Origin of the sequence: Paenibacillus sp. BGI2013 (genome assembly GCF_002843485.1) — a bacterium.
GTDB lineage: Bacteria > Bacillota > Bacilli > Paenibacillales > Paenibacillaceae > Paenibacillus > Paenibacillus amylolyticus.
The window spans coordinates 508,819-521,787 of the sequence record NZ_PJFA01000004.1; the positions used below are offsets into that span (position 1 = coordinate 508,819).

General features: G+C 44.0%; 11 protein-coding genes. 8 read left to right on the forward strand and 3 right to left on the reverse strand.

Annotated features, from left to right (window positions below; all coding sequences use genetic code 11):
* Positions 1-22 precede the first annotated feature (22 nt).
* Positions 23-379, reverse strand: a complete 357-nt coding sequence (locus tag CXK86_RS13220) for a winged helix-turn-helix transcriptional regulator (protein WP_036613919.1) — start codon at positions 377-379, stop codon at positions 23-25.
* 356 nt (positions 380-735) lie between these two features.
* Between CXK86_RS13220 and CXK86_RS13230 the strand changes: the two genes are divergently transcribed.
* Positions 736-1,155 carry an ester cyclase gene (locus CXK86_RS13230; protein ID WP_076250534.1) on the forward strand — a complete coding sequence of 140 codons (420 nt, stop codon included), beginning with the start codon at positions 736-738 and terminating at the stop codon, positions 1,153-1,155.
* Between the two features lie 83 nt (positions 1,156-1,238).
* On the opposite strand, the gene CXK86_RS13235 is transcribed toward CXK86_RS13230, so the two are convergent.
* Positions 1,239-2,549 (reverse strand): amidohydrolase family protein, encoded by a 1,311-nt coding sequence (locus tag CXK86_RS13235; RefSeq protein WP_076250532.1) that lies wholly within the window; start codon positions 2,547-2,549, stop codon positions 1,239-1,241.
* A 166-nt stretch (positions 2,550-2,715) separates the two neighbouring features.
* Here CXK86_RS13235 and CXK86_RS13240 point away from each other — a divergent pair, with 166 nt between their 5' ends.
* The 3 genes from CXK86_RS13240 (at position 2,716) to CXK86_RS13250 (ending at position 4,950) form a co-directional block, all read left to right on the forward strand.
* A complete protein-coding gene (locus tag CXK86_RS13240; protein WP_076250529.1) occupies positions 2,716-3,144 on the forward strand; it encodes a MarR family winged helix-turn-helix transcriptional regulator in 429 nt (142 codons plus the stop codon).
* A 162-nt stretch (positions 3,145-3,306) separates the two neighbouring features.
* The gene (locus CXK86_RS13245; RefSeq protein WP_076250527.1) at positions 3,307-3,753 is read left to right on the forward strand and encodes a GNAT family N-acetyltransferase; all 447 of its coding nucleotides are present in this window, start codon (positions 3,307-3,309) and stop codon (positions 3,751-3,753) included.
* Positions 3,754-4,158: 405 nt separating this feature from the next.
* Positions 4,159-4,950, forward strand: a complete 792-nt coding sequence (locus tag CXK86_RS13250) for an SDR family oxidoreductase (protein ID WP_076250525.1) — start codon at positions 4,159-4,161, stop codon at positions 4,948-4,950.
* 160 nt (positions 4,951-5,110) lie between these two features.
* On the opposite strand, the gene CXK86_RS13255 is transcribed toward CXK86_RS13250, so the two are convergent.
* Positions 5,111-5,368 carry a GlsB/YeaQ/YmgE family stress response membrane protein gene (locus CXK86_RS13255; RefSeq protein WP_036613911.1) on the reverse strand — a complete coding sequence of 86 codons (258 nt, stop codon included), beginning with the start codon at positions 5,366-5,368 and terminating at the stop codon, positions 5,111-5,113.
* A gap of 198 nt (positions 5,369-5,566) precedes the next feature.
* Between CXK86_RS13255 and CXK86_RS13260 the strand changes: the two genes are divergently transcribed.
* The 4 genes from CXK86_RS13260 to CXK86_RS13275 all read left to right on the forward strand — a co-directional run bounded on the left by CXK86_RS13260 (position 5,567) and on the right by CXK86_RS13275 (position 12,879).
* The gene (locus CXK86_RS13260; RefSeq protein ID WP_076250657.1) at positions 5,567-7,219 is read left to right on the forward strand and encodes an extracellular solute-binding protein; all 1,653 of its coding nucleotides are present in this window, start codon (positions 5,567-5,569) and stop codon (positions 7,217-7,219) included.
* A 95-nt stretch (positions 7,220-7,314) separates the two neighbouring features.
* Positions 7,315-9,132 (forward strand): sensor histidine kinase, encoded by a 1,818-nt coding sequence (locus CXK86_RS13265; protein WP_179087848.1) that lies wholly within the window; start codon positions 7,315-7,317, stop codon positions 9,130-9,132.
* Positions 9,133-9,135: 3 nt separating this feature from the next.
* Complete coding sequence (locus tag CXK86_RS13270; protein ID WP_076250521.1) at positions 9,136-10,677, forward strand: response regulator; 1,542 nt, start codon at positions 9,136-9,138, stop codon at positions 10,675-10,677.
* 153 nt (positions 10,678-10,830) lie between these two features.
* On the forward strand, positions 10,831-12,879 hold the full coding sequence (locus CXK86_RS13275; protein WP_256719995.1) for a glycoside hydrolase family 16 protein: 2,049 nt from the start codon (positions 10,831-10,833) through the stop codon (positions 12,877-12,879).
* Positions 12,880-12,969 lie beyond the last annotated feature (90 nt).

Consider the following 12,969-nt stretch of genomic DNA (forward strand, 5'->3'; position numbering starts at 1 on the left):
ACCGTGGAGTAACAATTTGACATCATTCACTCTGATGAATATCGTTTGGAAGTTCATCATTGAGTTTCTGGTACCCGAGCCCCCATGTTTCCATAGAGAATATAATTGGCTTCAGTGAATTTCCTAAATCACTTAAGCTGTATTCGACTCTCGGAGGGACTTCTGCAAAAACAGTACGAATGACAATTCCGTCCTCTTCCATTGAACGTAAATTTTCAGTGAGAACCTTTTGACTGATCTCCGGGATACTTTTACGAAGTTCTCCGAATCGATGAGTTCCCTTCAAAAGATCCCTCATAACCAATAACTTCCACTTGTTACCTATCAATCCAACTGTCGTTGCGACGGGACACAACGGCAACTCTTTTTTTGAAATCACTACATTATCACCTCCAATAGTTACTATTAGGTTCCTATATAACAAAAAGGTGCCTACTTTCAAAACAATACATTGCTTATATTATAATTCTGTCGATGAAAAATCAAATGAAAGGAGGGGAGTTTGCAAGAGAGTTTATGCAACTGAGTGACTATTTTTTGAATCATATGTTAACGTTCTTGAATTCTTGGAGACAGCATTTAGAGATCAGTTTATTGGCTCTGCAACCTAAAGATAAAATACTAGTTACAAAAAGGTTCCTATGCAACATTAAGGTGCCTACTTACCAATTATCTAAAGTAGAGATAAAATTTTAATGAAGGCATATGCTCACGAAAATAGAAAGGGGTTTAAATATGACGATTACAGAAAACAAACAATTGATGTATCGTTTCACGAACTTCATTAATACGGCAAGCAAGGAACTTGCTGAAGAATTGATTTCTCCAGATGCTGTTTTTTATGTACCTATGCAAAAAGAACCAATGAATGGTCCAAGTGGTTATCTCTCCATAATTCATATGATGAGATCTGGTTTTTCCGATATACAATGGACTGTTAAGGAGCTGGTAGCAGAAGAGGAACTAATAGCAGCTCATTTTGTCATGAAGGGCACACAAGACGGAGAGTTTCTCGGGTTTCCACCAACGAGCAAAAAAATCGAAGTAAATGCAATGAATTTTTATCGGATCTCTAATGGCCAAATTATTGAAGAGTATGGTCAACCCGATATGCTTGGCTTGCTTCAACAAATAGGGGCAATTCCAAAAGCATAATTAGATTAAAGTCGAAGAGGGACTGCATTTTTGCAATCCCTCTTCTTAGTGATTTTACAATTAGGAAATATAAACTACTAGTTTTAGCCTAGTTTTTGCGAACCATTGAACCACACGGATTTGATTGACAAAGTATCTGAAATATTAGTGATCGGATCACCGTTTATGAGAATAAGATCAGCACGTGCACCTTCGGTAATCCGGCCACGATCTTGTAGACCAAAGCAACGGGCCGGTTTGGAAGTAGCCGACTGAAGAGCTTCGATCGGAGTGAACCCAGCCTTCACCAGCAGCTGCATTTCGTGGTGAACACTGGCCCCATGAGCAAGGCCACCAAGGTTCGGAACGGGAACCGGTGCGACATCCGTCCCTACAAGAATATCAACTCCGGCACGGTGAAGATCCATCACATTTTTAAAGCTGTTCTCCATGTTACCTTGTGGGAATGTATTGAAGCTTGAGTTCAAGATATCGATCCAATCCGGACTTAATTTGGAATGAACTCGTGGATCATTAGCCAATTCCGATGCCGGATTACCAATAATCGATGAATTTAACACCAAGCACGGTGTAACAAAAGCTCCAGAATCTGCTATGGATTTAACCAATTCGGACGTGTACTCGGGTCTGTCGATAAACAAGTGCCCCAAACCGTCGACTCCAAAATCGATGGCTGCTTTCGATGAAAGAGCCGTCAAAACGTGGGCAATGACCAACTTATCGAACTTGTGGGCTTCAGTAACGGCTGTTTTTAGAATCTCGTCACTTAGAACAGGCAGGCCGGGTGCACCCATAACCGTTCCCTCTTCAATCATGATCTTAATATAGTCAGATCCATTCTCCACTTGGGTATGCACATGTTTGATCGCTTCTTCAACCGTTGTCACTTGAGGTATTTCGTCGTGATCGTGAGCGTAGGCGGCCAACATTGCTTCCCGGTCTTCCTCCGATAACTTCTGTAGTTCCTTTAATACGAATTCAGGTATTTCATCTCCATCAGGTAGTAATTCATCTGGGTGCCCACCAGGAGCGGTAATCGCTGTACCAGCAGATCGGACGTCTGCGATGTCATCGACATTTTTTAGCTGAATTTCGCGCCCTCTTTTCGTAAAATCGCCGTTCATTTCGAGTTCTGTTGTAACACCGAATTTTAAGGCATCTCGTAATCCGCCAATTGAGGTATGGACATGTGCATCAATCAGACCAGGTATTAATGTCGCATTTTCTCCATCGATAATTGTTGCATCGCTTGGGATGTCTCCGCCCACTGAAATAATGGAACCCCCTTTAATGACAATATGTCTGGGAGCAATAATCTGATATCCATCAAAGATTCGTACATTTGTAATCGCCGTAATTTCTTCTAACCCAGCATTTTGATTTAATTTCTCCATCATAACTCCTCCTAATGTGTTTGTGTTTCAACACTTCGGAGTATAACTGTTAGATATCTAACAGTCAATAGTCTAACTTTTGTTTGACAAGCCTACTGGGATCACTGTATATTTTAGCTACTTACAATTAGATTCCTAACAATTACAGAGGGGACGATGGACGGTCATGCATTCCCGAGAAGATACGCCTTATATGGAGTTGTTTCAAATTATCGGTCTTAAGTTAAAGAAAAGAGCGGATGAGAGTATAAAAGAGCTAGGATTAAGTTCTCAACAAGGAAAAGTAATCGATTATATTTATGAGAATCAAGATAATCATATTATTCAAAAGGATCTTGCAGATCGGTTTCATCTGCGTGGGGCAAGCGTTACAAGCATGCTTCAAGGTCTAGAGCAAAAAGGTTTCATCGAACGTAAAATCCCAGCCAATAATGAACGGCAAAAAAATATTTATGTATTACCAAAAGCGGTTGACTTGATTGAAGACTTCAATAACTCATTTCAAAAAGTGGAGGATGAAATCGTTCAAGTCCTTAATGACGAGGAGAAGCAAATCTTAAAAAAATTACTGATCAGAATTAATGAACGCATATAATAGACGGGCAGGAGAGGTAACTGGTGGCCATAGAACACTGATGACATTGATTTCTCATCAGGAATTATTACTTACAATGGAACGGAAATCTTGGATCAAGAAGATATTTTTCAAGTCAATACTGCATCGTTTGAAAATCTTTCTATTTAAGGCGGTATATTAATGAACAAACTTGAAATTAAAATATCTAACTATAATCCCAAGTATGCTGAACATACAGTGAAAATGTGGAGAGATAGTAAGGAACGGGCAATTGGTCAGGCTGAAACCCATAGCTTCGAAAACCATCTATATTTTTTAAATCATATACTATCTAAACAGTATCAAATAGATTTAGCGTTAATTGATGAAAAAGTAGTTGGAATGATTGCCTATAGTGAAACTGAGATAAGCCAACTTTATATTCATATTGATTATCAAGGGAATGGAATAGGGCGAACCTTGCTTAATAAAGCAAAAGCACAAGCAAATGGAAAATTAACTTTATATACATTTGAAGTGAATAAAAATGCCCAAAGATTTTATGAGAATAATGGGTTTGAAATTACTGATAGAGGACAAGAAAATGAAGAGAATTTACCTGATATACGATATGAATTGAAGTTGTAAAAATCGAATATAAAGTTACATTCAAAAAAGTGAACAGTCTGCAGGTTAGCTGGATGCTTGACCACCCAACCAATTCACTGGAAATGTAATCCCATGTATTTATCTTGACAGTAATTGAGTCTGACTCGTAATATTTGAAGTGGAGATGTAGGAAAGGGGACTCGTCGGACAATGTGGACTTCCTTGTAATGGTTATCTAAACTGGATCGCACGACTTGGTGTTTTGGTTATAACCACACACCTGGTTTGTGATGCCGATCCGCAATCATTCAAGGGACGCGAGGAACCGTTTGAATCAAACCCGGGCGCGGATACTTGATGTATCCGCTTTTTGTTATACCTAGGATAATTCCATCTCCAATGAAAAATGGTTTTCTCCCTCCCTTATTAAACGGAGGTAATAAAATGACCAAACTATACGGAAAAACCGCTATTGTGACAGGCACAAGCCGCCCCGGAGGTATTGGAACCGCTGTCTGCCGCACGTTGGCACAAGAAGGCGCTAATGTGTTCTATACCCATCTGTACGATTACGATAAAACAGAGAATCCGGGGGATGCTGACAAAAACTGGCCGGATCTCTTTGCCGAAGAACTTCGCTCCTATGGCGTTAAGGCAGCGCATATGGAGGTCGATCTTACCGATCCCAATTCTCCAGCGCAACTGCTTGATGCATGCCGATCGGCTCTCGGGCTGCCGACCATTCTCGTCAACAACGCTACCTACAGTGTAGCAGCTGATTTCCGTCAATTAAATGCATCATTGATCGATGCGCACTGTGCCATGAACATTCGAGGTACATTCATGCTATCGGCCGAATTTGCGCGTATGCTGGAGGTTGAATTGGCCGTCCATCAGGACCTTTGCGGCGGCCGGATCATCAACCTCACGTCCGGTCAAGGTAAGGAGCCGATGCCTGGCAATCTCGCTTATGCCGCAACAAAAGGCGCTGTCTCCACCTTTACCGAATGTCTATCTGCTGAACTGGCTCCGTTTCACATTACTGTGAATGCGGTTGATCCCGGGCCTACTGACACGGGTTGGATGTCAGAAGAAGTGAAAAAAGCTTTGCTACCGGAATTTCCGATGGGCAGGATCGGTCTTCCTGAAGATGTATCCCGTCTGATTGCTTTTCTGGCAAGCGACGATTCCCAATGGATCACCGGACAAATCATTCATTCTAGAGGTGGTTTCTAATTTCCATAAAACCAAAGGAGGCCGCCGATCAACAGGATCGGCGGCTTTATTCGACTACCGGGTGGATACTATGCTTTGTGAAGAAGATGATGCAACGGTGGCGAAAGAAGCTTTACGTCAATACCCAATCAATTGGGTAAAAACTTGTCGTCTCCGCCTGTTAACGTCTTCGAAACGCTCCAGCGCGCGCCAGAGCATAGAAAATCAAGAGAGCAATGATCGACCCGACGATCGCGGGTATGATATGAAATCCACCCACCACCGGCCCCCTCGGTCCCAACAGTTCATACCCTAACCACGATCCAACAAAGCCAGCAATGATATTTCCAAGTACGCCTCCTGGCACGTCCCGTCCAATCAGATTTCCGCTTAACCAGCCAATTAGCCCACCGACAATAAGTATCCAGATTAAATACACGAATTGGTCTCCCTTCCATTGATTTATTACAAGTTATGTTTCGTTAGGGGGAATGTTGCGGATCATCTGCGAATCGACCACTAAACCATTTCCATTTTAATCCAAGGGTAGTAAAATCGGTTGTACCACCACTAGTATGAATGCTGTTGCAGATGGGGAAGGAGATGGCCAGTATAGAAAGGAGGCGCTCAGGTGTTTATGTTTCGAAGTCCTTTTATTACAGCCTTGTTGATGATGTGTCTGATGTCAGGCTTGACTGCTTGTTCTGAGTCAGAGCAAGCGGAAGATAAGGGTGCTTCGACAAAGGCTGACTTCACGGAGCAGATACAGAGCCTTAATCTGAATCTGGAAGAACCGTCATGGAAGCTGGATACCACCCCCGTGAATCTAACGTGGTTCGTTGGAGCCGAATGGTACGGGCACACTTGGGGTGAGAGCCTGACTTCCAAATATGTCACCCAAAAAACAGGGGTCAATATCGAATTTGAAGTATCAACTGGTGAACCAAGCGAGATGTTATCACGAATGTTGACGACCGGTAGTCTGCCGGATCTGATAACCATCGGCTCCTGGGAGAGTGCGGTTAACAAACTTCGGGAGAGTAATCTCGTCTATGCCCTGGATGAGCTAGCCGACCAGTATGATCCTTACTTTTACAAGGTAGCAGGTGATGGTGCTCTACAATGGTATCGGCAGGAAGACGGCCATACCTATGTCATTCCCAATGATGCGTACAGTCCCGAACAGATGCGTTCAACCGGCTTGACGGGAGCGAACCAAACCTTTCTCGTACGTAAAGATCTGTATGAGTCGATGGACAAACCGGACCTTACCACACCGAAAGGTTTTCTAAATGCATTGCAATTGCTGAAGAATCAATATTCTGTTTATAAAGGCCAGCTAATCAGTCCGTTCTGGGCACAGGGGAATGCATCCTATGGGATGACCGAATATTTGCAAAATCTGCTTGCGATCCCCCATGAACAGAACGGTAAAGTATACGACCGAATGACAGATCCGGATTATATTGAGTGGCTGAAAACATTTCGTATCGCTTACGAGCAGGGCCTGATTAATGTTGATTTTCTGGTCGACTCCAGTGCACAGGTGCAGGAAAAAACCAACCATGCCCAATATTTTATGATGATTCGGGAATGGACAGACATATCGGACCTCAATTCGAAATTGGAAGTCCTTACGAATCAGAGTTCATACTATATTGCTGTAGATGGACCCCGGAGCAGCAGGGGAGAATCCGCGAAACTGTTTCCTGGCAGCATGGATGGCTGGATGGTTACGATGATTAGCAAATCCACGGAAAACCCTGAACGGGCCATCCGATTTTTGACCTATCTGGCCAGCGAAGAAGGCCAAAGGGATATATTTTTGGGCAAAGAAGGTGAAACCTGGGCGATGAAAAACGGCAAACCGCAGTTGACTGCGGCGATGGTTCAGTTGTATGACACGGATAGGGAGCGGCTGGAAAAGGAATATGGCATTATGGATACCTACTGGATGCTGCGAAACCCTGCTTTCGTTAACAAGTGGAGACCAGAGAATGCCCCATCCATTAAGCAAATGGAGGAGTTCGCCAACCAACAGGCCGATCTGGACAGCGGCATCTATAAGGGACTAGATCCTATAGGGGATTCCGATATCGCGTTAGCCTGGTCACGTATTTCTCAGAATTGGGAAGAAGTACTGCCAGAACTGATTACAGCGAAGGATGAAGCTGCCTTTGACAAAATTTTTGAAAATTTTCTGATACGCCGTGTGAACTATGGCTTTAACCAAGTAATGGAATACTGCCAGGCTGGACTGGAACTGCGGAAAACCAAGATAGCCAGATAACCATTCCCTACTACATCGTTAACTATCAGCTAACTAGTAATATATGGTATAACCAAGGTGGTGAATACATCAGAATGAAATACCTTCTAACGAGATTGAGGAAACTTTATCGCAATGCCCGTATATCCCAAAAGCTGTTTCTGGCATTTAGCCTGATGATTACCATACCTGTTATTTTGATATCCTTTGTGTATATCCGCATGCAAGAAACCCAGCTATATAAGGATGCTATGGCAACGGGCAACAGCCACGTTTCATGGCTGAATGAACAATTGCGCAGAAGAATGGACATGATTGAGAACGCTTCCAATACAGCCCTTACTCAAAAGTCATTTGTGGATTTTATTCATTCCAATATGCTTGTGGATGGACTGCGTCTGGTGAAGTTTAAGCAAAACCAGTTTGAGCAAATGCTTAATATCATTCAAAGCAATGCGATGATCAGTGAGCTTAGCTTTTACGTTGATAACCCAAACTTGTATGAAATCTGGCCTGAAATCTATCATTATAAGAAATTTTGGCCGCAGGATTATTGGATAAAGCTACGGGACGAAGGTGGTGCGGCTTACCGTTTATTTTCTTTTAGGGATGGTGAACACACATTATCCTACTATCGTCTGGTTCGCCTTCAAGGACAGGAACAAAAACGCCCTAGTATTATGGAAGTGCGAGTCCCGCACAGCATGTTTTTCAGCGACCTGCTCCAAGAGAGCAAGGGGGACTTCTTTTCGGTGTTGATGAACGCAAGCGATCCTCCCCAGTATGTTTACAATCCCCAGCATGAGTTTTCTGAGAAGTACGGGCAGGGGATGGAGGAGATCCTTGGCAGTATTCATCACCAGCTGGATATATTGCCGCAGGAAAGCCCGCTTCAGGTTAAGGTGGGAAATCAGAGCTTCTATGCATTGTATCGATACATCGCTCCGTTGAACACTTATGTGGTCGAGATTGCTTCCCATCAGGCATTGATGAAGGGGCCGCGCAGTTGGTATGTATTTGTGGTAACGATTACATTATGTGTATTGCTGCTGATTATGCTACTCGTATCCCAAACGACACGGCGTATTTTCCGGCGGTTGGACAGCGTACTGGTATCCATGCGTCAGGTACGGAAAGGCGAGCTGGATGCAATGATTGATACAGGCCTTGATGAGAACGAAAGAGGGGATGAAATCGATGAGGTGGCGGTGAATTACAATAAAATGTTACATGAGGTCAAACGTCTAATGACACAGGTCGTGGATAAGCAGTTAATTGCCAAAAACGCACAGTTGCACTCCCTGCATTCACAGATTAATTCTCATTTTTTATATAACGCCCTGGAATCGATCCGTATGGTGGCAGAGGTACAGAGGCAGCCTGCTATAGCCAATTCATTGGTGTCGTTGGGCTCCCAACTACGTTACAGCATGCAGTGGCGTAGCGATACCGTTGCTCTTCGTGAGGAGCTTGCCAATATCCAAAGTTATATTGAATTTATCAACTTTATGGAAGGTGGCAGTATCGTTATGACGGCGGATCTTCCTCAGGAGATACTTCGCTATGCCATTCCCAAGATGTGTATGCAGCCCATCGTTGAAAATGTAGTTCATCACGGGGCACCTTCAGGCGGCAGGGTAACTATAGAGATTACCTTTTCTGTGGAGAATGACAGTCTGCTTTTCATTAACATAAGAGATGACGGAAAGGGGTTAGAGCCTGAGATGTTACACCGTCTTCAGGCAGTACTGAGGAGCGAATCGGATACACCGATGGTTACTAGCAGGAGCGGACTTGGTTTGGAAAACGTGAATAAGCGATTACAGCTTCATTATGGCAAGAATTGCGGTCTTTGGATTGATAGTGTTCAAGGTGCATATACCTGTGTAACGATACGCTTGCCTTGGGAAAATGTAAATCTTGGAGGGTGGTAGAGCATGATTAATCTCCTGATTGTGGACGATCAAAAACACATTCGTGACGGCCTGCAGGCCATGCTGCATCAATTTCCTCTGGAGCTGAACAACATATACTGTGCCGCGAGTGGGATTGAGGCGCTGTGCCTATTGCGGCAGCATTGCATTCACATCGTTATTACCGATATTAGGATGCCGGATATGGATGGGTTGGCACTCATGGCTCAAACCAAAGAGGAATACATGGATGTGGAATACCTCATTATCAGCGGTTATAGTGATTTTACATATGCCCAAAAAGCGATCGGGCTCGGGGCAAAGGGTTACTTGCTCAAACCTTTGAAGCGCGAGGATCTGCAACATTCCCTGGAGCATGTATGGCAAGAGATCCAGACACGGCAGGCACTTACGCATAATATGCAGCGTGTATCCCGTCTTGCCCAAGAGACCGATCGTAAAGAATTAAGAATGTTTATGCAAGGTGCGTTATGTGATGACGCATGGATTCTTCAGATTGAGGAACAACATGATGCGTTATGGCGTAATTATCGTCTAGCCCTGCTTCGGGAAGAAGTTTGCATTAACCAGGCCGGAGCCAGCAGCGCCCATAGCATGGAAGCCATTGCTTATCGTGTGTTTGGCAGACAAGGTTGTATTTGCCTACAACATCGCCCATACCTGATCCTTGCGGTGGATGCGTCCATAGATCCAAGTGTTTTGCCTGCAGCACTCAAGGAAGGAAAGATCGATGCCATAACAGCCATGACTAACCCGATTCAGGGGTTAAAAGAACTACCCGACAGCTATACCCAAGTGCTTGAGCTCTATCGCCACAGTTACCTGTTTCCTGATCAGTACAGTATCTCCCCAGCACATATTGAGCATATGGAACAGCAGTGGCAACTGCCCTATGAAGACTTATATGAACTGTTCCAGTCGGTTGGAACAGATAACAGCGGAACAATTACTCAGGGTATTTCTGCAATATTTCACAAAAAGGTGCTGCAACGTTATCCTATTCGCTATACCCAACAGCTCTGCGCCGCCACCGTTCAGATGATGGAGGAATACGAACGAGTTATCCACCCTTATATGGGGGAAGAAGTGCTGGATCTTGAATCCTTGCGTAATCTCTTTGATTATCAAGGGATGCGTGAGTATATACAAGCACTGCAACAGCAGCTGCTTCGGTTGAATCAGTTATATTATGACTATAAGTGCAGCTATCGCCATTCGCAGGATCTAAATGAAGCTATTCGTTTTATACACGAGAGTTACCACAAACCGCTGGACCTCGCGATGGTATCCAATCATGTATCGCTTAATTATGCTTATTTTTCAAATCTGTTTAAGAAGAATATTGGTAAAGGTTTTGCTGAATACCTACGAGATGTGCGTCTGGATAAAGCGCGGCGGCTTCTCGCCGAAACCGATCATAAAATTGTGGAGGTGGCTGCTATGGTTGGATATGAAAGCTACAAAAGCTTTACACGCGCGTTCCGACTTGTGATGCAGATCCAACCCACAGAGTACCGACAGATGATGCGGCAGAAGGCAGATTGAATCAAAAGCCAAAAAAATGGGATACCACAAAAACAATTGTACCTTTTCAGCGAATTAACCTATTCGATAGAATAAAGATATCCCTTCATGTAAGCGATTTCCTTAATGCACATGGATTGGGAAAAGCTATTATTCTATTAAAGGAGGATAATTATGAAACCATCTCACTTTACGGCGAAACGGTTTATGAAAAAGGTACTCGGTATGTTCCTTGTGGTTGTGATGCTGGCTAGTATTGGCATACTGCCAACTTCAAAGGTTCAGGCAGCGGGAACTACCGTAACCTCAATGGAGTACTTCTCACCAGCAGACGGGCCTGTTATTTCTAAATCTGGGGTTGGCAAAGCCAGCTACGGATTTGTTATGCCTAAGTTCAATGGAGGCTCCGCGACATGGAATGATGTTCACAGTGATGTGGGCGTTAATGTAAAAGTGGGAAACAACTGGGTTGATATCGACCAGGCAGGCGGTTATATCTATAACCAAAACTGGGGGCACTGGAGCGATGGCGGCTTCAATGGTTATTGGTTCACCCTCTCCGCAACAACCGAGATTCAACTGTACTCCAAAGCGAATGGTGTTAAGCTGGAGTATCAACTTGTATTCCAAAACATCAACAAAACAACCATCACAGCGATGAACCCGACACAAGGTCCACAAATCACAGCAAGTTTCACAGGCGGTGCAGGCTTTACATATCCAACGTTCAACAATAATCCTGCGGTCACTTATGAAGCTGTTGCGGATGATTTGAAGGTGTATGTCAAACCTGTAAACAGCAACACTTGGATTGATATTGACAATAACGCAGCCAGCGGCTGGATCTACGATCACAATTTTGGCCATTTCACTGATGGCGGAGGTGGGTACTGGTTTAACGTAACGGAGTCGATCAATGTCAAATTAGAATCAAAGACTTCTTCGACTAATCTTGTTTATACCATTACGTTTAATGAACCTACAAGAAATTCATATGTCATTACGCCATACGAAGGAACAACCTTCACAGCAGATGCGAATGGTTCCATTGGGGTTCCGCTTCCCAAAATTGATGGGGGCGCGCCAATCGCCAAGGAACTAGGCAACTTCGTATACCAGATTAACATCAATGGGCAATGGGTGGATTTGAGTAACTCCAGCCAGAGCAAATTTGCATACTCCGGTAATGGGTATAACAATATGTCCGATGCCAATCAGTGGGGTTACTGGTCCGATTATATCTATGGTCTTTGGTTCCAGCCAATCCAAGAAAATATGCAGATCCGTATCGGATATCCGCTGAACGGACAGGCGGGTGGAAATATTGGCAACAACTTCGTCAACTATACCTTCATCGGCAATCCAAATGCCCCGCGTCCGGATGTATCTGATCAAGAGGATATCTCGATCGGAACGCCAACCGACCCGGCAATCGCGGGCATGAACCTCATTTGGCAGGATGAATTCAACGGAACTACGCTGGATACAAGTAAATGGAACTATGAAACAGGATATTATCTTAACAACGATCCCGGTACTTGGGGATGGGGAAATGCAGAACTGCAGCACTACACAAACAGCACCCAAAATGTATATGTACAGGATGGAAAGCTGAATATCAAAGCCATGAACGACAGCAAATCTTTCCCCCAAGACCCGAATCGGTATGCACAGTATTCTTCGGGAAAGATTAACACCAAGGATAAACTGTCCTTGAAATACGGCAGAGTCGATTTTCGTGCCAAGCTTCCTACAGGTGATGGTGTATGGCCAGCACTGTGGATGCTTCCAAAAGATTCGGTATACGGCACTTGGGCTGCATCAGGAGAAATTGATGTTATGGAAGCGAGAGGCCGTCTGCCTGGATCAGTAAGCGGTACTATACACTTTGGTGGACAATGGCCCGGGAACCAGTATTCGGGCGGCGATTATCACTTCCCGGCGGGGCAAACTTTTGCCAATGATTATCATGTATACTCGGTAGTCTGGGAAGAGGACAACATTAAATGGTATGTAGACGGCAAGTTTTACTATAAAGTCACTAACGAGCAGTGGTATTCCGCAACTGCACCGAATAATCCCAATGCACCTTTTGATGAGCCGTTCTACCTCATTATGAACTTGGCAATCGGTGGAAACTTTGACGGCGGCCGTACCCCGAACGCCTCCGATATCCCGGCGACGATGCAAGTGGATTATGTACGCGTGTATAAAGAACAGTAATAAGAACAGTAATTTGCGATTTCGGATACAGCGAATGAAGATCAGATGGAACAGATGCTGGGCAAACCGGACCTGAAATCTCATACTCTA